Below are 19,729 nucleotides of genomic sequence, written 5' to 3' on the forward strand. Positions count from 1 at the left end.
ACACGCCCGCCCCAATGGTGCAGCCGGATCACGTCCGAAGCCGGCATGCGCGAACAAGGCCATCGCGTCCACAGCCGAGACTGTGGCGGACGCCGATGGCGAATTCGCCCGCCAGCACCTTGCCGATGAGCTGGACGTGGAGATGCCGCGGCGGCCGGCCCGCAAACCGCGTCTTCAACAAGTCCACCCGGAACTGCAGCCCGCCGCCCACGAGGGCGATCCGTATCACCCGCGCGAACAGGTCGAGCCCGGCCACACCGAGCCCCACACCATGAAACAAGCTGAGCGGAAGCGGAGATACACCGCGCGTGCTGCACGAGACGTTGCGGGCGTGCCTGCGATCCCAACTGCCGACCGCAGGACGTGACTCGCGCCGTGTTCGTGGCGAAGAAGACCGTCGTCTGTCGCGTCAAGCGCACGGAGGAACCGCTCGGCCGGAGATCAGGCCTCGTCAACTCGAACCGGGCGCCTCGTCGAGCCGCGCGGCCGTCATCGGCCCGGACACAGGTTCTGCCGCGTCGACCCGCAACAAGTCGCTCGTCGAGACGTTGGTTCGTCGGCGCAATCGGCAAAGGGCAATTTGGTGAGATCGGGCAAGAGGGCAGGTCGGACCTTCGGGTTCCATGAATACATCGTTTCGTCGATGTTGACTGGAGACGCCGCCGATGTCCGAACTCACCAATTTCAAGCAGGCGCGAGAGCACGTCGCGCTGATCGACGATCTTTCCCTGGAGCCGGGGCTGTCGCCCGACGATTTCCGCGAGGCGTTCCGGAACCATGCGGGCGGCGTAGCGGTAGTGACCGCTGACGCCGGCCGAGGCCCGGTCGCCCTGACCGCGACATCGGTGATATCGGTGAGCGCAACACCCCCTCTTCTCGTGTTCTCCGCCTCGACCCTCTCTTCGTCGACGTCGACGATCCTGGAGTCGTCGTCCGTGGTCGTACACCTACTGGGGGCCGGACAGGTCGACCTCGCACGTCTTTGCGCGACGAGCGGAGCGGACCGCTTCGCGGACACCACCGCCTGGACCCGGCTGCCGACCGGCGAGCCGCATTTCGTCGCGGCTCCGGTAAGCATCCGGGGCAGGATCGCGGCCACCTGCGCGGCCGGGGCTTCGACGCTCGTGGTCGTCAACGCCACCCACGCGCACCATGCGCCGACGGGCGCCGACGCCCGAAGTGACGCCTCGGGTCCGCTGGTTTACCACAACCGGACCTGGCATCAGCTGAGCGAGCTGTCCCGGTTGGTCCCGGCCGCGCACTAGCGCGATCGCATCTCGGTACACCCCCACCGCGCCAGAGCCCAAGTCAGTCGGATCTCCGCCGAGATCAGGAGCTCCGTCATGACGATCCACGCGGTAACAGACCCACATGTCGCCGCACCCCGCGTCCCGTATCAAAGGAGCAGAGAACTTCCCATGGCCAAGCTGAAGATCATCATCGCGAGCACGCGGCCGGGCCGGATCGGCCGCACCCTCGGTGAGTGGTTCGAGAACCACGCCAAGGAACACGGCGGATTCGACGACATCGAGCTGTTGGACCTGGCGGAGGTCGACCTGCCGTTCATGAACGAGCCGCACCACCCGCGCCTGGGTACGTACACCCACCAGCACACCCGTGACTGGAGCGCCAAGGTCGCGGAGGCGGACGCCTTCGTGTTCGTGATGCCGGAGTACAACTTCGGCTACAACGCCGAGTTGAAGAACGCCATCGACTACCTGCACCGCGAGTGGCAGTACAAGCCGGTCGGCCTGGTCAGCTACGGGGGTGTCTCGGCCGGCACCCGTGCCGCGCAGATGATCAAGCAGGTCCTGACCACCTTGAAGATGACACCGGTCGTCGAGTCGGTGTCGATTCCCTTCGTGCACCAACTCATCGACGAGGAAGAGGGCTTGGTTGCGAACGACGTCATGACCGGATCCGCGACAGCGATGCTTGACGAACTCGTCCGCGTAGAGGCGGCCTTGCGCGCACTGCGCTCGACCACGAAGGCGTGACCTGCGCCAGTCGCGCAGTCACGCAAGGCGTTCTCGCCGGCCTGGCAGCCGCCCGGGGCCCCGCCAACTGGGCAGGCCGCACAGTGAACTCACCGGGCTGGGACTCATCCGCTTCCCTCTCACCGGGTCCCCGGGTCCCCGCTCGCGGTGGCAGGCGCGGCAGCCGTCGCGGCCTGTTGCCGGAAAGCCTGGGCGAGGGCGTCGGCGCCGCGTGCCAGCAGGCCTACGTCCACGCCGACGGCGGTGAACGTGCTCCCGAGATCGATGCACCGTCGCGCGAACGCGGGGTTGGTCGTCAGGACGCCGGCCGGTTTGCCCGCTGATCGCACGCGCCCGATGGCCCCCTCCACCGCCTCGATGACACTCGGTGCGTTGAGGTCTCCGGGGTGACCGAGGCTGGCGGCCAGGTCGCTGGGGCCGATGAAGATCCCGTCCACGCCATCGACGGACGCGATCTGCCCGATCTGCTCCAGGGCGTGCCGTGATTCCACCTGGATGAGCACGCACAGTTCGGTGTGTGCCAGTTCGGCGTAGTCGTTGACCCGACCGAAGCGGGTGGCTCTGGTCAATGCCGACACGCCGCGGACGCCGGTGGGGGCGTAACGGGTCGCGGCGACGGCGTCGCGCGCTTCTTCGGCCGACTCGACCTGCGGAATCAGCAGCGACTGCGCGCCGACATCCAGGAGCCGCTTGATCACGACGGGATCGTTGACCGGGGGACGCACCACGGGCGAGCAGGGGTAGGGGGCGACGGCCTGGAGTTGTGAGAGCACCGTCGCGACATCGGCGTGCGAGTGTTCGGTGTCGAGAAGCAGCCAGTCGAAGCCGGCGCCGGCGACGATCTCGGCCGGGTACGGGTCTGCCAGCGAGCACCACATGCCGATCATCTGCTGGCCTCGGGCAAGCGCCGCCTTGAACGCGTTCGGCGGCAGGGGCCACTGGCCCGGTGCGGGCCGCGATGCGCCGACCGACGGGTTGTGCACGGTCACCGGAACGACACCCCGATCGAGCCCAGCGGGCCGAAGTCGGCGTGGATGACGGTGTTCGGTTCGACCGAGACGGGCCGGGTGAACGAGCCCGACAGCAGCAGCTGACCCGCTTCAAGATGCCGGCCGACCGCGGCGAGCTTGTTGCCGAGCCAGGCGATGCCTGCCGCCGGGTGTCCCATGACGGCGGCCGAGACCCCGGACTCCTCGATCACCCCGTTCTTCGCCAACGTCGCAGCCACCCACCGGACATCGACGTCCATCGGGCGCACGACCCGCCCACCGACGACCATCGCCGCGGCGGCGGCGTTGTCCGCGATGGTGTCGGTGATCGAGCGCGGCACCTCGGTGCGGTAATCGATTATCTCCAGCGCGGGGACGATGTACTCCGTCGCCCGCAGGACGTCGTGAACGCGCAGGTTCGGCCCATACAGATCCGCGCCGAGCACGAACGCGAGCTCGACCTCCAGCCTGGGCTTCGTGTACCGGCTCGCGTCGAGGCAGGCGCCGTCGCCCACGACCATGTCGTCGGTGAGGAAGCCGTAGTCGGGTTCTGTCATCTGCGAGGCCATCTGCATGGCACGAGACGTCAGTCCGATCTTGTGCCCGACGAGCCGAGCTCCGGCCGCCACACGCTCGGCGGCCCAGAGTTGCTGAATGGCATAGGCGTCGACGATCTCGAGATCGGGATAGGTCAGGCTGAGCTGGGTGATCGGCTGACGATCACGGTCGGCCTGCATGAGGGCAGCCGCGGCTGCGCGACGTTCTGCTTCGGTGATCACCGGTTTCCTCCCGCGGGTGCGAAGTGTCCTCGTGCGGCGTTCGGGTGGAACAGGGCATGCACCGGCCCCGGTGACGGCGCGGTCACGTCACGCGCTGTCCGGCTCGGTGTCGCGCTTGGCCGACACGGGCGGCGTCGGCAGCCAGGCCTCACCCGGCTCGACGACGAAGGTGAACTCGAGGCTGTACCAGGCTTCGGTCACGTCCGGATCCGGTGCCGGCTCGTTCTCGTGGCGCGTATAGATGCCGACGAGATTCTGTACGACGCCGAACTGCGCGTCGGTCTCCAGGATGGGGTCGTCGTGGCTGTAGAGCTGGGAGGCGATCGTCTTGTAGCCCGGTTTGTGGATCAGCGCGTGGAGGTGGGCCGGCCGGAAGGGATGGCGGTTGAGCGCGGTCAGGAGATCGCCCACGGGCCCGTCCATCGGTATCGGGTAACCGGAAGGCCTGATGCTGCGGAAGGCGAACACACCTTCCTCGTCGCTGAAGAACTTGCCGCGCAGATTCCACTCGGCCTGCTCGGGGTCCTGGTTCTCGTACAAGCCGGCTGGTGATGCGTGCCAGATGTCGACTTCCGCGCCGGCGACCGCGTTTCCCTCGGTGCCGACGATCCGGCCAGTGAAGAACAGCGGTGGTCCCTCGGTCGGCGAGCGGACGATCGACTCGCCGTTGTTCATGGTCGGGCTGCCCTGGCGCCAGAACGGGCCGAGCAGGTTCGCAGAGGTCGGACTGTCCTCGGTGCCGTTGTTCATCAGGGAAACCAGCGTCGACAGACCCAACGAACCCGCCATCAGCCTGACTTCGTTGTGGCTGGGCGTGGTGAGCCGGCCGAGCCTGGTCACGATGTTGATGGCGGTGTCGAACTCCTTTTCGGTCAACCGTACTTCGCGAGCGAAGCCGTGCAGATGGCGTACCAGCGCCTGGGTGATCTCCTTGACCCGCGGGTCTCCGGCCCGCTCTGTCTCGGCAAGCACCGCCGCGGTGAGCTGGCTTTCGTCCAGGATGATCACGTCGGCGTCCCCTCGTCACGGTCGGCTGCCGACCCGCGGCAAGCAGTCACACGAGTATCCGGAGGCCGGTCTGCTCCTACAACGCCCCTGTTCATCCAGTGAACATCGAGGCGCCGCGACCTGGATGAAGCACCAGACCCAGCAGTGCGCCACCGAAGGGGGAGAAGCCAGAACTACTCGCGACGACAGAGGGAAGCACCGCCTGGGCAGCACCGAGTAACTGATCATTTCAGAATCAAATATGTTGTGGGGCTTGGCGGTTGGGAGTCGTGTCGGCAGGATCTTTAGGTGCCTGCTGATCTTGCGCCCTGATGATTTGTGAGACGTGTGGCGCCGCTGTCGCCGGCTCGTGTGCCCAGGCGGCACCGGTGACGCGGGCGTCCGGCAAGAGCATGTCGTGAGGTGTCTTCCTCATCCTCGGATGCGTACTCATCTGCTGGCGGCGACTGTGCGCTCTGATGCCCGATGCCGTCGGCTAGTTAGCCGCCGCTAGCCGGTTGAGAACTTCCTTGGCGGTGAAGCTCCAGCCGACCAGGCGCGGCCCGCTCCAGTTGATGCCGATCACGAGTCCATCTCGGCCGGCATCGGGCAGTACGCGATTGCACCAGGTGTCCAAGGGCATGGACTCAACGCGGAGCTCATGCCCCCAGATCTTCGCTGCCCTCTGGGTGCGGAGCGAGGTCGACCAGAAGGGGAGACTTCGCCTGCCGTCCGAGGAGAGGTGAGTCGGACTTCCGTCGCCATCCCGGACAAGCCAGACTACTTTGCCTTGGTGGACATTTCGGAAGAATGCCGCTGCTTGCGAACCGTTCCGACTCATGGCCACCGAGCCTGCCGTTCCCGAACACCCATTTCGTCAGGAGTTCTTAGAGGACGTCCCGTTTGATTGGGGGATAGTTCATGGATTGTGCCAGGTTATGGGCGTTTCGCCGGTTGCTCGTCTCGCGAGGTTCGAGATCATCGCGAGACGGATCATGCTCTCGGAGTGCGCGGGTTTGGCCTCGTAGTCGCGAGCGAGGCGCCGGTGCATCATGATCCAACCGAAACTTCTCTCTACCACCCAGCGTCGCGGTACCACTGAGAAGCCCTTGACCTGGGTGTTTCGCGGGACGACGTCGACGTCGATGCCGAGGGTGGCGCCGTGTTCGATGGCCTGGGTCTTGTAGCCGGTATCGACCCACGCCTTGGATATCGTGGGGTGGTCGGCGGCGATCTGACTGAGCAGCTGCTTGCCGGCCTCGTTGTCGGAGACGCTGGCCGCGGTCACCATGACCAGCAGTAATAAGCCGAGGGTGTCGACGACGATGCTGCGCTTACGGGCGTTATCTTGAGCCCGCCGATCTCGCAGGTTCCTGACCTGGTGTGTTGTGTGGAGGACAGTGTCCTCGACGGTCTCGTCAGCAGGGTCCGATGACGGCGGAAGACTTCTTTCTCGGCGTGTCGTCGTGGCGGCCCGGCAGGTCGGCGGTGCGTCGTTCCCCGAGCGCGAGGGCGAGGGCCTCGCGCAACTCCCGGTTCTCGGACTCCAGTTATCGGTTGCGCTCGGTGGCAGCCTCCAACCGCCGTAGAAGGGAGGCGTCGGAGGCTCGTTGCCGGTCGGGAACCGGCCGGGCCGCGGGGATCGACTGGCGGCGAGCGCGAAGTCGCTCGATCTCGGTTCTCAGGTCCGGCTGGTTGTAGAGCCAGGACCGGGAGACGCCCGCTTCGCGGGCGACGGTCCCGAAGGTGATCGCGGTGCCGGTGGCATCCATCCGCCGCAGGGCGGCGACCGCGCGTCGGCGGGTTGCCGTGGCTCTCCGGCGGGCCGCGGCGACGATCAGGTGGGAGTTGTCACGTCTGGCAAGGAGTGGACCGACGACGGTGAGGTGCACGAGGTGCACTCGCTCAAGCGTCGCGCGGCAAGCGCGACGCGGCCTGTTCCCATCCCACCGCAATTCGTACGCATGCTGCGTGCCCATGTGAAACGGTACGACGTGGCACCCGACGGCCGACTCTTCCGGAACCAGGCTGGCAACTACGTGGACGCTGCCGCATACGGCATCACGTGGGCGCGGGCCCGGGAGTACGCCCTGACTCGTACCGAGCGCACTTCTCACCTGGCCAAGCGACCTTACGATCTCCGGCACGCCGGGATCTCGTTCTGGCTCTACTCCGGCGTGGACCCGGCCGAATGCGCCCGCCGCGCAGGCCAGAGCATCGAGGTTCTCTTCCGCCACTATGCCAAGTTCCTCGACGGTCTTCGAGAGCAGGCGAACCGCCTCATCGAGCAGTCCATGAACGAGTGGCAGCGCGTCAGCCAAGGTGACGCAGCAGAGGACTGAACCGGGGCTTCGGTCCGCGACTGGTCCGGAAGCACTGGTCAGGACGGGTACAGCTGTGGGAGGAATTGGGAGTTAGCACGCAAGCCGGGCTCGGTCGAGAGCGGGCTGTGAGAGAGGCGCCTGACGGGTGAAAGCCCAGGTCAGGCGCCTCTTTTCGTATGCCTAGAAGAAGCCTAGCTTCTTCGGCGAGTACGACACCAGCAGATTCTTGGTCTGCTGGTAGTGCTCCAGCATCATCTTGTGGTTCTCACGGCCGATGCCGGACTGCTTGTAGCCGCCGAACGCCGCGTGTGCGGGGTACGCGTGGTAGCAGTTGGTCCACACCCGGCCCGCCTGGATCGCCCGGCCCGCGCGGTACGCCGTGTTGATGTCCCGGGTCCACACACCGGCGCCGAGACCGTACAGCGTGTCGTTCGCGACCTTGATCGCGTCGTCGAAGTCGTCGAACGAGGTCACCGAGACCACCGGTCCGAAGATCTCCTCCTGGAAGATCCGCATCCGGTTGTCGCCCTCGAAGATCGTCGGCTGGACGTAGTAGCCGCCCTTCAACTCGCCGTCGTAGTCGAGTCGTTCGCCGCCCGTGAGGATCTTCGCGCCCTCCTGCCGGCCGATGTCCAGGTAGGAGAGGATCTTCTCCAGCTGGTCGTTGGAGGCCTGGGCGCCGATCATCGTGTCGGTGTCGAGCGGGTGCCCCGGCTTGATCAACTCCGTGCGGGCGACAGCCGCCTGGAGGAAGTCGGAGTAGTGGCCGCGCTGGACGAGCGCCCGGGACGGGCAGGTGCACACCTCGCCCTGGTTGAGCGCGAACATCGTGAAGCCCTCGAGCGCCTTGTCGAGGAAGTCGTCGTTCGCCGACGACACGTCGTCGAAGAAGATGTTCGGCGACTTGCCGCCGAGCTCCAGCGTGACCGGCTTGATGTTCTCGGAGGCGTACTGCATGATCAGCCGCCCTGTCGTGGTCTCGCCGGTGAAGGCGACCTTCGCCACGCGCGGGCTGGACGCCAGCGGCTTGCCCGCCTCGACGCCGAAGCCGTTGACGATGTTCACCACCCCCGGCGGCAGCAGGTCCGCGATCAGGCTCATCCAGTAGTGGATGGACGCCGGGGTCTGCTCGGCGGGCTTGATGACGACCGCGTTGCCCGCCGCGAGCGCCGGGGCCAGCTTCCACGTCGCCATCAGGATGGGGAAGTTCCACGGGATGATCTGCGCCACGACCCCGAGCGGTTCGTGGAAGTGGTACGCCACCGTGTCGTCGTCGACCTCGCCCAGCGAACCCTCCTGAGCCCGGATCGCCCCCGCGAAGTAGCGGAAGTGGTCGATGGCGAGCGGGATGTCGGCCGCGAGGGTCTCGCGGATCGGCTTGCCGTTCTCCCAGCTCTCCGCGACCGCGAGGGGCTCCAGGTGCGCCTCCATCCGGTCGGCGATCTTGAGCAGGATGTCGGACCGCTCGGTCACCGAGGTGCGCCCCCAGCCCGGCGCGGCGGCGTGCGCCGCGTCCAGCGCCCGTTCCACGTCCTCCGCGGTGCCGCGCGCGATCTCCGTGAACGGCTGCCCGTTCACCGGTGACGGGTTCTCGAAGTACTGCCCGCGAGCCGGCGGCACGTACTCGCCGCCGATGAAGTGGTCGTAGCGCGCCTGATAGGAGACGATCGCGCCCTCGGTGCCGGGTGCCGTGTAACGGGTCATGCTGGTGTGCCTCCCGGAGCAGCGCTGCCCGCCGTTGGGCAGCTCTCGGCGCGAGGCTAGGGAGCGGGACGTTGCATGTACGTTGCGGTGCCTCCCGTGAGGTACGTCAGCCGAGTCACGTCAGCGGCCCGTGCCGCGGGACCAAGGACCCGGTGCCGCCAACTCCGACTCCAGGGCCGCGAGTCGGGAGCGCACCGGTGCCGTCGGACGTATCGCCGCGAGCGCCCGCCATACGTCGAGGTCGTCCTCGCCCCACGGCGCGTGCGCCCAGTCGGCCAGCAGGTCGGGGTCGCGGCGGGCGATGAGCGCCGTACGGAGCCCGTCCGCGAGGCGGGCCCTGAGCCGGACCACCGCCGGGGCCTGCGAACCCGGGAGCAGCGGACCCGTGTACGCCGTCGCGGCTCCCGTGACCGCGCCTCCTTCCAGCCGCCGTTCGACGATCGCCACATCGGACTCGACCGGCAGCGTGAGCCGGTAGGGGCGCGAGGCGAGCAGCCCCGGTCCCAACAGCCTGCGTAGGCGGGCCAGTTCGGCCCGCAGTGTCACCGGCGGCACCGACTCGTCCTCGTACAGCGCGCACAGCAGCTCGTCGCCGGTCAGCCCCTCGGGATGCCGGGCCAGCAGAACCAGGATCTCGCTGTGCCGACGGCTCAGTCTCATCTTGCGTCCGTCGACGCACAGTTGGGCCTCGTCCCGGCCGAGCGCCGTCAGCTCGGGTCCGTCCACCGATGTCTGCTCCGGGGCGAGCAGCGCCAACTGGGACTCGGCGGCGCGCGCCACCGCCTGTACGAAACCCAGGCTGTGCGGATGGGCAAGACCGTTCCCGCCGGTGATGTCCACGGCACCGAGCACCCGCCCGGTGCGCGGATCGTGCACCGGAGCCGCCGCACACGTCCACGGCTGCACCCGCCGGATGAAGTGCTCGGCCGCGAACACCTGCACCGGCCGGTCCACGGCGACGGCCGTACCCGGCGCGTTCGTCCCGACCGCGCTCTCCGCCCAGCGCGCACCCGGCACGAAGTTCATCCGGCCGGCCTTCCGCCGGGTCGCCGGATGCCCCTCGACCCACAACAGCCTGCCCTGCGCGTCGCACACCGCGAGCAGATGCTCGCCGTCGGCGGCGAACGTGCCCATCAACTCCCGGATCAGCGGCATCACCCGCGCCAGCGGATGCTGTGCGCGATAGACGCCCAGGTCGCCGTCCGTGAGCTCCACGTTGGCCGTGCCCTCGGGACCGACACCGGCACGTGCCGAACGCCGCCAGGAGTCCGCCACCACCGAGCGCACCGGCTGCGGCACCGTGCCCGCCACGGCGAACGTCTCGTGCGCCCGGCGCAGCACCCGCACCCGCTCGGCAGGGTCGGCCCCCGCCTCAAGGGCCACCCATGGATCGGTCAACTCGGCCTCCCAGGAAGGCGATACGGCGTCGCGAGTACCGCGATACAGCGGTGACACGCCCGCGATACGGCGGGGAAACGCCTGCGGACATCGTCACTCCGGGGAAGGGTACGGACAACCGTTTCGACCGGGCCGGTCCGAACGCGGCACATCCCGGTCGGATCAGGCGGGGAGCAGCCCCGGATCGGACTCCGGCCCGGTTCGGATCAGGCCGAAGTGACCAGCCTCCTCGGGCCGAACCGACCAGCCTCATCAGGCGAAGCGACCAGCCTTGTCAGACCGAGGTGACCAGCCTTATATAGCGGGTCCAGTCCCAGTTCGGCCCCGGATCGGTGTGGTCGGTGCCCGGCACCTCGTAGTGCCCGATGATGTGGGACCGGTCCTTGGGGAGCCCGTACTTCGCGCAGATCGCCGCCGTGAGACTGGCCGACTGCTCGTAGAGCGCGTCGGTGAAGTACGCGGGCTGATCCACCCAGCCCTCGTGCTCGATACCGATGCTGCGGGTGTTGTAGTCCCAATTGCCCGCGTGCCAGGCGATGTTGGCCTCCCGGACGCACTGCGCCACATGCCCGTCGGCCGACCGCACCAGGTAGTGCGCGGACACCTTCTTCTTCGGATTCTGGAAGATGGACAGCGTCGAGGAGTACGTCTCCTGGGTGACGTGGATGACCACGTAGTCGACGGGATAGCTGCCGGGGCGACTGGACGCCGTGTAGTTGGACGAGGTCGCCGGCTGCCACTCGGCCGACGGATAGTCGACGGCCTGCGGCTGCGCGTCGGCCTGTGGGGCGGGGAGTAACGCGTAGGGGACGGCGGCGAGGGCGGCGCCCTTCAGGAGCCATCGCCTGCTCGGGAGCGGTGTTGCCCGTTCCATGGTCGGGTTGCCTTTCCGTTCAGTGCCGGAGGGCCGCAGCGGTCTCACGCAACCGCGCGTGCAGCCCTCGGTGAGTCTCGCGCGCGGGCAGCCACTCTTTGCGGATCTTGGCCACGCAGGTGTAGTTGGTGTCGCACACGTTGGCCAACGGCGATTCGACCGCCTGGGTGGCGAATTGATAGGCGTCCAGTTCACTGAACCCGTAGTCCCGCACCAGCCACCGCACCAGGTCGAGCTGGGAGATGCGGAACGCGTCCTCCAACGGGCGTGCCGAACCCGTCGAGATGATGTGCGTGTCCGACTCGATGCGCGGCCAGGGAGTCGCGACGCCCTTGAGCAGCTCGACGATCACCACGGTGTTCATCGCGCACTCGACCGCGACACCACAGGTCTCGCCCTCGCCCTGCCGGGCGTGCCCGTCACCGAGGCTGAGGAGCGCGCCCTCGACGTTGACCCCGAGATAGCAGGTGACTCCGGCCCGCATCTCGGGGGTGTCCATGTTCCCGCCGTGCGCGTCGGGCACCAGCGCCGACCGCACCTCCAAGTTGGCCGGGGCCACGCCCACCGTGCCGTGCATCGGGTCCATGGGCAGCTCGATCTCGATGTCGCTGTCCCGCGCGCGGAACAACGCCGTACGGCGGGCGCGGTCCAACTGCCAGATCCAGACGGTCTCCGGAAGCGGCGGCTGCAGTGTCGCCGTGGTGTGCGTCGACGTGAGCGCGCCGAAGAGGGGGACCGTGGTCGAGGCGGCCCAGTCGCGGGCCGGTTCGATCGACACGAAGTGCACGGCGACCGTGTCGCCCGGCTCCGCGCCCTCCACATGGAAGGGGCCGGTCTGCGGGTTGAGGAACGGGAACTCGCACACCTCGGACACCAGGTCCTTCTCGGACCGCACCCGCCCGGCGAAGCAGTCCTCCGTGTACAGGTCGAGGACAGTGCCGGGCGCGATGCGCGCCACGGGCGGCGCACCGCCGAACGTCCAGGCGTACTCGCCCGGTTCGGGCCGCACCGTCAGGATCCGGGGGTCGTTCATGGCTGTACTGCTCCGTTCTGAGGAGGACCACTGGGGGCGGGGTCGTCGAGGTGGACACGGGCGGTCTCGGCTATTCGCTCGGGGTGGCGCCGTAGCAGAACCAGCAGCACTACGGTCCCTGCCGCCATCCAGACGCCGACGACCGGTCCGGCGTACGAGACGGGAGCGGTCAGCTCGGTGACGAAGTCGAAGACCGGGAGACCTGCCGCGGTGAGCAGGGCCGGGACGAATGCCACGATCCCGAGGAGGGGCACCAGCAGGTGCCGTACCGGTTTGAGCAACTCGGGTCTGCGGCGCAGGAAGTAGCCCGCACAGGCCAGGTTCACGACGATGTAGACGGCGATGACGACCGTGACGATCACCGTGGCCAGCAGGAGGAACGCGGTCACCGGGTCGTAGCCGAGGCCGAGGCCCAGTACGGCGCCCACCGCGACGACCGTCTGCACGGCGATGCCGGCGACGGGGGAGCGGTGGCGGGGGTGCAGCGTGGCCAGGACGCGGGGGAGTACCCGGATGCGGGCCAGGGCGAAGGCGGTGCGGGTCGAGACGGTGGCGCACGCGTTGGCGTTGGCGATCGTCGAGTTGACCACGGCCAGGAACACCAGCACCCAGAACAGGCCGAACGACGCGCGTGCCACCCCCTCCCAGGACGCCGCGCCGGAGGCACCGAATCCGGCGAAGCGGTCCGGGCCGTAGTACACCGTCATGGCGTAGGTCGTCAGCACGTAGAAGAGGCCGATACCCAGGGCCGCGCCGAGCACCGCGCGGTGCATTGTCCGGCGCGGGTCCCGGGTCTCCTCGGCGAGCGGTGCCGCGGCCTCGAATCCGGCGAACGCGAGCACGGTGTAGACCGAGCCGGCGAAGACCCCGCCGAGGCCCGAGTAGTCCTTCGCGGTGTGCGAAGTGCCGAAGACGGACAGGGTGTTGGCGCTGCCGGCCTTGCCGATCAGCCATACGGCGAACACCAGGAAGACGAGGATCTCGAAGACGCCCAGGACCGTGCCGAAGCGGGCGGAGGCGCGCGCTCCGAACCAGCCCGCCGCCGCGATGATCGCCGCGCCCGCGAGCGCCCACGGCCACCACAGGTTCTCCGGATAAGAGGACCACTCCTGGTGCAGGGTGCCCGCCGTGGTGAAGCCGAGCTGGAGGAGCAGCAGCGGTGGGACCAGTGCCTCCACGAAGACATAGCCCCAGCCGACCAGGAAGCCGACGGCCGGATGCAGCCCCTGCGCCGCGTACGTCGCCACCGAACCGGCGGCGGGCAACTCCCGGGCCAGCTCCGCCACGCAGGACGCGGTGAACAGACAGGCCACCAGCGCGATCAGTACCGACAGCGGCAGACTGCCGCCCGCGAAGGCCGCGCCCGACGGGATCGACGCGGCGACCGCGGCGGCCGGCGCCATCGCCGTGACGCTCTGGAAGAGAACCTCGCGCAGGCCGACGGCGTCCCGCCGCAGCCCCTGAACTGTCTCCGCCGACACGTGAATCCCCCCTCGTCCACCTGTCCATCCGTGCACGCCCGCCGTCGTCACGTCACGACGGCTGCGCCTCGCGTGAATCACGGTACGGCGCTTGCGGGTTGGGCAGTAGGGCGTGGCGTGGTTCCGTGGACGACGGAGGATCTGTGGAAAACCCGGCCACCCGAACGAGCGAAGGCCGAGTGAAGTCGGTTGTGTTTCAGGCCTGTTCGGCCACGATGTCCACAGTCCGTCCGGTCGCGGTCGCCCCGGCCCGTTCGGCCACGGCCGCCGGGTCGTCGAGCACGGCCCGCACCACCGAGTGCGCGGCCCCGAGCAGCGGACCCTCGGGCCCCAGCAGCGACACCGACACCGGGCAGGGCGGCCCCGCGGTGCGCCGCGCCAATTCGGCCTCCAGCGACGGCAGAAGCCAGGGCGCGAGCCCGGACAACGCGCCGCCCAGCACCACCAGTTGAGGATCGAGCAGATTGACCGCGCCGGTCAGCGCGATGCCGAGCGCCGTACCCGCGTCGTGCAGGGCACGCCGTACCGCCTCGTCGCCGTCGGCGGCGCGGTTGGCCAGCAGACCGACCCGGTCCGTGCCGGGCTCGAGGCCGGCGGCGCGCAGCACCGCCTCCTCGCCCGCGTACTGCTCGAGACATCCGCGCCCGCCGCACGCGCACTCCGGTCCGTCCGGACGGACCGGCACATGCCCCAACTCGCCCGCGAATCCCCGGGTTCCGCGCAGCAGTCCGCCGTCCACCACGACCGCCGCGCCGATACCGATCTCGGCCGACACATGCAGGAAGTCACGCGGGGTGGTCTCGCCCAGCCAGAGTTCGGCGAGCCCGCCGAAGTTGGCCTCGTTGTCCACCGTGGGCGGGAGTTCGGCGGGCAGCAGGGCGCCGAGATCCGTGTCGTGCCAGTCGAGGTTCGGGGCGCGGACGACCGTACGGCCGTCGCGGGCCACCAGACCGGGTACGGCGACCGCGAGCCCGGCCGGCCACAGGCCCTCCGCGTCCGCCTCGGCGACGACCTGCCGTACCAGCGCGGTGAGTTCGGCGAGCACCGGCTCGGGGGAACGGCCGCGGTTCACACCGTGCCGCACCGCCCGGGCCCGTATCTCGCCGCGAAGGTCGACCGCGCAGACGGCGAGATGGTCGACCCCGACCTCCGCGCCGATCCCGGCCGGACCGCGCCCGCTGACGGCCAGCGCCGATCCGGGGCGGCCCACCCGGCCGGGCCGCTCGGGGCCCAGCTCTTCGAGGAGCCCCGACCGGATCAGCTCGTCCACCAGCGTCGACACCGCCGCACGGGTCAGCCCGATGCGCGAGGCGACGGCCGCGCGCGAGAGCGGACCCTCGGCGCTCACCGTGTGCATCACCCGGGCGAGATTGCGGCGGCGCATGCCCTGCTGGGTGTCGGGCAGGGCACGCCCGGGCCCGGCGGGGTGCGCCTCGTGCAGCGGTGCGGTCATGCCTCCCTCAGTCCTTGATCGGTGTGCGTCAACGGCCGCTCGGGTCGCGTTCGAGCAGCGGAGCCGCGTCGGAGAGTACCCCGGAGATCCTGGCGAACGTCGCCTCGTCCCGCTCCACGGCGTCCAGCACCGGCCCGGCGGCCGTGTTCCAGCGCCGGGCCACCGCGGCCGGATCCTCGCCGGTCAGCAGGCCCGCGGCCTGCGCGGCGGCGCCGAGCGCGACCAGTTCCTTCGCCTCGGGCACCTGGACGGGACGCCCCGACAGCCGCCGTACGGTCTCCTGCCAGGCCGTGCCCCGCGCGCCCCCGCCGATCAGCAGCAGCGGCGTGGTGCGGTCCGCGTCCTCGTCGAGGACCAGGTCGAGCGCGCCCAGCAGCGCGTGCACGGCACCGTCGTAGGCGGCCTGGAGGAGCTGGCCGCCGGTGGTGTCGTGGCGCAGGCCGTGCAGGAGGCCTGAGGCGTTGGGGAGGTTCGGGGTGCGCTCGCCGTCCAGGTAGGGGAGCAGCGTGACCGACGTGCCGGGTTCCACGGCCTCCCGGTCCAGGCCGAGCAGGGCCGCGATCCGGTCGACGGCGAGGGTGCAGTTCAGGGTGCAGGCCAGGGGCAGCCAGTCGCCGTGCGCGTCGGCGAAGCCCGCGACCGTGCCGGACGGGTCGGCGGGGCGGTGCTTCGACACCGCGTACACCGTGCCCGAGGTGCCGAGGCTGAGCACGGGCGCGCCGGGGCGCAGGCCGAGACCCAGTGCGGCGGCCGCGTTGTCGCCGGTTCCGGGGGCGACGAGGGTGCCCTTGGAGAACGGCAGGTCGTGGCAGTCGCGCACCGTGCCGGCGACCTCGCCCGGTCGCACCACCCGGGGCAGCAGCGCCGGGTCGAGCCCGACATGCCGGAGGATCTCCTCGTCGTACGACTCGGTCCCCGAGGCCCACCAGCCCGTGCCGGAGGCGTCGCCGCGGTCGGTGGTGCCCTGTCCGGTGAGCCGTTCGGTGAGGTAGTCGTGGGGGAGGCGTACGGCCGTGGTGGCGCGCACGGCCTCCGGTTCGTGCTCGGCGAGCCAGGCCCACTTCGTGACCGTGAAGGAGGCACCCGGCACGCTGCCGGTGCGCTCCGCCCAGGCCTTAGGACCGCCCAGTTCCTCGATGAGGCGGCGGGCCTGCGGCGCCGACCGTACGTCGTTCCACAGCATGGCCGGCCGTACCGGCTCGCCCTGGGCGTCCAGGGTGACCAGGCCGTGCTGCTGGCCGCCGATCGACACGGCCGCCGCTTCGTGGGCCGCGTCCCCGCACTGGCGCAGAGCCTCGCACAGGGCGTCCCACCACTGCCGGGGGTCGCTCTCCCGGCCGGCCCCCGAGGAGACGGTGTGCGGCGCCTGGCCACTCGCGACGATCTGTCCGGTGGACACGTCGACGACCAGTGCCTTGGTGGACTGGGTGGACGAATCCACACCGACGACGAGCGGACCCTCGGCTGCTGACATCGGGTTTCTCCCTTGTGTGCGGCATGTGTCTCCGCCCGGAGACACATTGTCCCTTCCCAGAGACGCTCCGGCATACTAATTTGTAAACCGCCATGACGAAATAGTCGGAGCGAAGCAACAAGGAGCCGCGTCATGAACTACCAGCCCACCCCCGAGGACAGGTTCACCTTCGGCCTGTGGACCGTCGGCTGGCAGGGAAGGGACCCGTTCGGCGACGCCACCCGCCGTGCCCTCGACCCGGTCGAGACGGTGCAGCGCCTGTCCGAGCTGGGCGCCCACGGTGTGACCTTCCACGACGACGACCTGATCCCCTTCGGGTCCTCGGACGCTGAGCGCGAGGCGCACATCAAGCGCTTCCGCGAGGCCCTCGACGCGACCGGCATGAAGGTGCCGATGGCGACCACCAACCTCTTCACGCACCCCGTCTTCAAGGACGGCGCGTTCACCGCGAACGACCGCGACGTACGCCGCTACGCCCTGCGCAAGACGATCCGCAACATCGACCTCGCGGTCGAACTCGGAGCCGAGACCTACGTCGCCTGGGGCGGCCGTGAGGGTGCCGAGTCCGGCGCCGCCAAGGACGTACGCGTCGCGCTCGACCGCATGAAGGAGGCCTTCGACCTCCTCGGCGAGTACGTCACCGACCAGGGCTACAACCTGAAGTTCGCCATCGAGCCCAAGCCGAACGAGCCCCGCGGCGACATCCTGCTCCCCACCGTCGGCCACGCCCTGGCGTTCATCGAGCGCCTGGAGCGCCCCGAGCTCTACGGCGTCAACCCCGAGGTCGGCCACGAGCAGATGGCCGGGCTCAACTTCCCGCACGGCATCGCCCAGGCCCTGTGGGCGGGCAAGCTCTTCCACATCGACCTCAACGGCCAGTCCGGCATCAAGTACGACCAGGACCTGCGCTTCGGCAACGGCGACCTGCGTGCCGCCTTCTGGCTGGTCGACCTCCTGGAGAGCGCCGGTTACGCCGGCCCGAAGCACTTCGACTTCAAGCCGCCGCGTACCGAGGACCTCGACGGCGTGTGGGCGTCCGCGGCCGGCTGCATGCGCAACTACCTGATCCTGAAGGAGCGTTCGGCCGCCTTCCGCGCCGACCCGGTGGTCCAGGAGGCGTTGCGCGCCTCGCGTCTGGACGAACTGGCGCAGCAGACCGCGGCGGACGGCCTCAAGGCGCTGCTCGCGGACCGCTCGGCGTTCGAGGACTTCGACGTGGAGGCCGCCGCCCAGCGCGGGATGGCCTTCGAGCAGCTCGACCAGCTCGCCATGGACCACCTCCTGGGAGCACGCGGCTGACGGCACGCACGCGTGCGTCACTCGAAGCCCGGGTTGTGACCGACCCCCGCGCGGAATGCTCCGGAATCATGTGATCCATGGCATGAGTCCGTATCAACCACCGCGCGGGGGTCGCGTCATGACCTCTGCGCGGCGACTCTTGTCGGTATGGCCATGCCGCCCGTACCGCCTCGACCGCCCGGGCCACCGGACGCCACCCCGCCTCAAGGAGGCGGCTTCGGACCACCTCCCGGAGACTTCGGGCACGGATCAGGAGGGGGCTACGGAGACTATGAACCGCAGCCCCGTAGGCGCCCGCGACCGCTGTACATCCTGCTCACCGTGATCGTGGCGGCCGGAGCCGTCGTCGCCGTCGCGCTGATGGTCCTCGGGGGACACGACTCACCGGACAAGAAGCAGCCGGCGGAGAGCAGTTCGAGCAAGAGCCCGCCCCTGACCCTCCCCACGAAACTCCCCACCAGCCTGCCGACCAAGTTTCCGACGGCGCTTCCGTCGAAACTCCCCTCGGAACTGCCGAGCGAGATCCCGAGCGACATCCAGTCGCTGCTGCCGTCCCTGCTCGGCTAGTTCCCTCAGAAGGCGACGCTTCCTAGATGCCATGGGGGAGCTTCAGGTACACCAGGGTCGTCTCGATACCGCTGTCGACGAGTCGCCCCTGCGCGTCGAACGCGCCCGCGCCGTCCGTCATCCCGAAGTCGTTGTCGTTGATCAGGGCGAGCGTGTCGTGGTCCACGCGCGCGATGCCCTCGATCTTCAGCGGCACCCCGGAAACGGTCCCTAGGTCCACGACCAGCTTCTTGGCCAGCACCGGGACACCCGCGGCGGCGGGGTCGTCGAGCTGCTCCAGCGACGGGGACGTCGTGTCGTCGTCGTAGCGCCCGCCCAGGATGTTCGACTTCCGCTCCAGCCTCACCAGTTGGAGCCGGGCCGCCTTGTCGGTGCGCTCCTCGACCAGGAGCCGGTCGCCGCCCACGGCGACCACCGAGGAGATCTTGAGCTCGGAGGTGTCGTCCTCGCTGGGGTCGACCACGTTCACCGGGTCGAAGCGGTACGCGTATTCCGCCGTGACCGCCTTCTTCTTCGTGGAGAAGCGCAGCAGCCGGGTGTTGAGCGACGCGTTCCCGGCGTCCCCGTCCGGCAGCGACAGCGGGCTCTGCAGGGCCATCACCAGGTCACCGCCGGGCAGTTGGGCGAGCCCCTCGAAGCCTCGGTTGATCTTCCGGTGCAACAGGACGGCCGGCAGCGCCTCCACCACCGGGTAGTCGGCCCCGGTCAGACGCAGCCCCTTGGGCACGTACCGCGTAAGCACCTTCCCGCGCGCGGAGACATGCACCAGGGAAGGGCCGTATTCGTCGACGAGCCAGAACGAACCGTCCCCGGCCCGCACGATGCCCTCCGTGTCCAGCCCGTTCGGGTTGTACGACAGCGGCGTCTGCGCGTCGTAGGAGTACGGCGCCTCGTCGCGTCCCTGCTGGTTCGAGAGCCCCGTGACGCCCTTCCCGGAGGATGTGGTGATCGGGATGGCGTCCAGGACCTGCACCGTGTCCCCGGAGACACGGATCTTCACGATCGCCGGGTCGAAACCGGGCACCGGGAACGTACGGCGCTTCGTCCCGCTCACCTTGATCTGGCCGTTGGGCCCGCGGTCGGTGATCGTCCAGTACTCGCCCTTGCGGCCGGCCGGGTAGATGTCGCTGCCGATGCCGCCGAGATCCACTCCCCGGTCGTTGTCCACCGACCCGGGCAGCAGCGCGTTGCTGAAGGCGCCGAGAGGGATGTCACCCAGTGTCGCCGTGCGGGTGACATGGGCGGCCCCGCTCCCGGAGGGGGCTCCGGCGGCCGTACCGGCCGCCATGAGGGCGACCGCGACGGCGAGCGGAACGCCCGCCGCGACGGGACGACGGACGCGGCGCCGGACGGGGGCATGCGGGGACATC

Annotated in this window: 19 protein-coding genes and 1 pseudogene; 5 read left to right on the forward strand and 15 right to left on the reverse strand. The window is 69.3% G+C overall.

Annotated elements, in window-relative coordinates:
- Positions 1-28 precede the first annotated feature (28 nt).
- Entirely contained in the window at positions 29-256 is a 228-nt protein-coding gene (locus SSP08S_RS19535; RefSeq protein ID WP_019069307.1) for a hypothetical protein, read from the reverse strand.
- A gap of 409 nt (positions 257-665) precedes the next feature.
- On the opposite strand from SSP08S_RS19535, the gene SSP08S_RS19540 reads away from it, so the two are divergent.
- Positions 666-1,265: a flavin reductase family protein gene (locus SSP08S_RS19540; RefSeq protein ID WP_019069308.1), complete on the forward strand. Its 600-nt coding sequence runs from the start codon at positions 666-668 to the stop codon at positions 1,263-1,265.
- Between the two features lie 153 nt (positions 1,266-1,418).
- Positions 1,419-1,997 (forward strand): NADPH-dependent FMN reductase, encoded by a 579-nt coding sequence (locus SSP08S_RS19545; protein ID WP_019069309.1) that lies wholly within the window; start codon positions 1,419-1,421, stop codon positions 1,995-1,997.
- A 119-nt stretch (positions 1,998-2,116) separates the two neighbouring features.
- Here SSP08S_RS19545 and SSP08S_RS19550 read toward each other — a convergent pair whose 3' ends face one another.
- The 6 genes and pseudogenes from SSP08S_RS19550 to SSP08S_RS59410 all read right to left on the reverse strand — a co-directional run bounded on the left by SSP08S_RS19550 (position 2,117) and on the right by SSP08S_RS59410 (position 6,653).
- A complete protein-coding gene (locus SSP08S_RS19550; RefSeq protein WP_019069310.1) occupies positions 2,117-2,986 on the reverse strand; it encodes an aldolase/citrate lyase family protein in 870 nt (289 codons plus the stop codon).
- Positions 2,983-3,765, reverse strand: a complete 783-nt coding sequence (locus tag SSP08S_RS19555) for a fumarylacetoacetate hydrolase family protein (protein WP_019069311.1) — start codon at positions 3,763-3,765, stop codon at positions 2,983-2,985. The genes SSP08S_RS19550 and SSP08S_RS19555 overlap by 4 nt, the downstream gene beginning before the upstream one ends.
- An 87-nt stretch (positions 3,766-3,852) precedes the next feature.
- The gene (locus tag SSP08S_RS19560; protein WP_019069312.1) at positions 3,853-4,773 is read right to left on the reverse strand and encodes a dioxygenase family protein; all 921 of its coding nucleotides are present in this window, start codon (positions 4,771-4,773) and stop codon (positions 3,853-3,855) included.
- Positions 4,774-5,248: 475 nt separating this feature from the next.
- On the reverse strand, positions 5,249-5,593 hold the full coding sequence (locus SSP08S_RS59405) for a DUF2750 domain-containing protein (RefSeq protein WP_078532475.1): 345 nt from the start codon (positions 5,591-5,593) through the stop codon (positions 5,249-5,251).
- A 78-nt stretch (positions 5,594-5,671) separates the two neighbouring features.
- A pseudogene (locus tag SSP08S_RS55550) lies at positions 5,672-6,175 on the reverse strand (transposase); the annotation flags it as partial.
- A gap of 127 nt (positions 6,176-6,302) precedes the next feature.
- Positions 6,303-6,653 carry a DUF6262 family protein gene (locus SSP08S_RS59410; protein ID WP_019069316.1) on the reverse strand — a complete coding sequence of 117 codons (351 nt, stop codon included), beginning with the start codon at positions 6,651-6,653 and terminating at the stop codon, positions 6,303-6,305.
- Here SSP08S_RS59410 and SSP08S_RS55560 point away from each other — a divergent pair.
- The gene (locus SSP08S_RS55560) at positions 6,648-7,094 is read left to right on the forward strand and encodes a site-specific integrase (RefSeq protein ID WP_245607913.1); all 447 of its coding nucleotides are present in this window, start codon (positions 6,648-6,650) and stop codon (positions 7,092-7,094) included. The two genes, SSP08S_RS59410 and SSP08S_RS55560, sit on opposite strands and share 6 nt — an antisense overlap.
- Before the next feature lie 162 nt (positions 7,095-7,256).
- Here SSP08S_RS55560 and exaC read toward each other — a convergent pair whose 3' ends face one another.
- The 7 genes from exaC to xylB all read right to left on the reverse strand — a co-directional run bounded on the left by exaC (position 7,257) and on the right by xylB (position 16,493).
- Complete coding sequence (exaC, locus tag SSP08S_RS19585; RefSeq protein WP_019069318.1) at positions 7,257-8,780, reverse strand: acetaldehyde dehydrogenase ExaC; 1,524 nt, start codon at positions 8,778-8,780, stop codon at positions 7,257-7,259.
- 120 nt (positions 8,781-8,900) lie between these two features.
- The gene (locus SSP08S_RS19590) at positions 8,901-10,178 is read right to left on the reverse strand and encodes a GAF domain-containing protein (protein ID WP_043259550.1); all 1,278 of its coding nucleotides are present in this window, start codon (positions 10,176-10,178) and stop codon (positions 8,901-8,903) included.
- Positions 10,179-10,452: 274 nt separating this feature from the next.
- Entirely contained in the window at positions 10,453-11,052 is a 600-nt protein-coding gene (locus SSP08S_RS19595; RefSeq protein WP_019069320.1) for an N-acetylmuramoyl-L-alanine amidase, read from the reverse strand.
- 19 nt (positions 11,053-11,071) lie between these two features.
- Entirely contained in the window at positions 11,072-12,085 is a 1,014-nt protein-coding gene (locus SSP08S_RS19600; RefSeq protein WP_019069321.1) for an acetamidase/formamidase family protein, read from the reverse strand.
- On the reverse strand, positions 12,082-13,566 hold the full coding sequence (locus tag SSP08S_RS19605; RefSeq protein WP_019069322.1) for an APC family permease: 1,485 nt from the start codon (positions 13,564-13,566) through the stop codon (positions 12,082-12,084). Before SSP08S_RS19605 ends, SSP08S_RS19600 begins: the two co-directional genes overlap by 4 nt.
- A gap of 196 nt (positions 13,567-13,762) precedes the next feature.
- Positions 13,763-15,019 carry an ROK family transcriptional regulator gene (locus tag SSP08S_RS19610; RefSeq protein ID WP_019069323.1) on the reverse strand — a complete coding sequence of 419 codons (1,257 nt, stop codon included), beginning with the start codon at positions 15,017-15,019 and terminating at the stop codon, positions 13,763-13,765.
- A 28-nt stretch (positions 15,020-15,047) separates the two neighbouring features.
- Positions 15,048-16,493 (reverse strand): xylulokinase, encoded by a 1,446-nt coding sequence (gene xylB / locus SSP08S_RS19615; protein ID WP_019069324.1) that lies wholly within the window; start codon positions 16,491-16,493, stop codon positions 15,048-15,050.
- Positions 16,494-16,625: 132 nt separating this feature from the next.
- Here xylB and xylA point away from each other — a divergent pair, with 132 nt between their 5' ends.
- Together xylA and SSP08S_RS19625 are read left to right on the forward strand one after the other, a co-directional pair.
- Positions 16,626-17,792: a xylose isomerase gene (gene xylA / locus SSP08S_RS19620; RefSeq protein WP_019069325.1), complete on the forward strand. Its 1,167-nt coding sequence runs from the start codon at positions 16,626-16,628 to the stop codon at positions 17,790-17,792.
- Positions 17,793-18,113: 321 nt separating this feature from the next.
- Entirely contained in the window at positions 18,114-18,359 is a 246-nt protein-coding gene (locus SSP08S_RS19625) for a hypothetical protein (protein ID WP_019069326.1), read from the forward strand.
- Positions 18,360-18,381: 22 nt separating this feature from the next.
- Here the strand turns inward: SSP08S_RS19625 and SSP08S_RS19630 are convergent, their stop codons facing one another.
- Positions 18,382-19,728 (reverse strand): esterase-like activity of phytase family protein, encoded by a 1,347-nt coding sequence (locus tag SSP08S_RS19630; RefSeq protein ID WP_019069327.1) that lies wholly within the window; start codon positions 19,726-19,728, stop codon positions 18,382-18,384.
- Position 19,729: the final 1 nt, after the last annotated feature.

The organism is Streptomyces hokutonensis, from assembly GCF_000376565.1.
Classification (GTDB): Bacteria; Actinomycetota; Actinomycetes; order Streptomycetales; family Streptomycetaceae; genus Streptomyces; species Streptomyces hokutonensis.

Excerpts from the sequence above, each read along its gene's own strand:
- SSP08S_RS19540 (WP_019069308.1), top strand. The coding sequence starts at position 666 with ATGTCCGAACTCACCAATTTCAAGCAGGCGCGAGAGCACGTCGCGCTG.
- SSP08S_RS19545 (WP_019069309.1), top strand. The coding sequence starts at position 1,419 with ATGGCCAAGCTGAAGATCATCATCGCGAGCACGCGGCCGGGCCGGATC.
- SSP08S_RS59405 (WP_078532475.1), bottom strand. The coding sequence starts at position 5,593 with ATGAGTCGGAACGGTTCGCAAGCAGCGGCATTCTTCCGAAATGTCCAC.
- exaC (WP_019069318.1), bottom strand. The coding sequence starts at position 8,780 with ATGACCCGTTACACGGCACCCGGCACCGAGGGCGCGATCGTCTCCTAT.
- SSP08S_RS19595 (WP_019069320.1), bottom strand. The coding sequence starts at position 11,052 with ATGGAACGGGCAACACCGCTCCCGAGCAGGCGATGGCTCCTGAAGGGC.
- SSP08S_RS19600 (WP_019069321.1), bottom strand. The coding sequence starts at position 12,085 with ATGAACGACCCCCGGATCCTGACGGTGCGGCCCGAACCGGGCGAGTAC.
- SSP08S_RS19610 (WP_019069323.1), bottom strand. The coding sequence starts at position 15,019 with ATGACCGCACCGCTGCACGAGGCGCACCCCGCCGGGCCCGGGCGTGCC.
- xylB (WP_019069324.1), bottom strand. The coding sequence starts at position 16,493 with ATGTCAGCAGCCGAGGGTCCGCTCGTCGTCGGTGTGGATTCGTCCACC.
- xylA (WP_019069325.1), top strand. The coding sequence starts at position 16,626 with ATGAACTACCAGCCCACCCCCGAGGACAGGTTCACCTTCGGCCTGTGG.
- SSP08S_RS19630 (WP_019069327.1), bottom strand. The coding sequence starts at position 19,728 with ATGTCCCCGCATGCCCCCGTCCGGCGCCGCGTCCGTCGTCCCGTCGCG.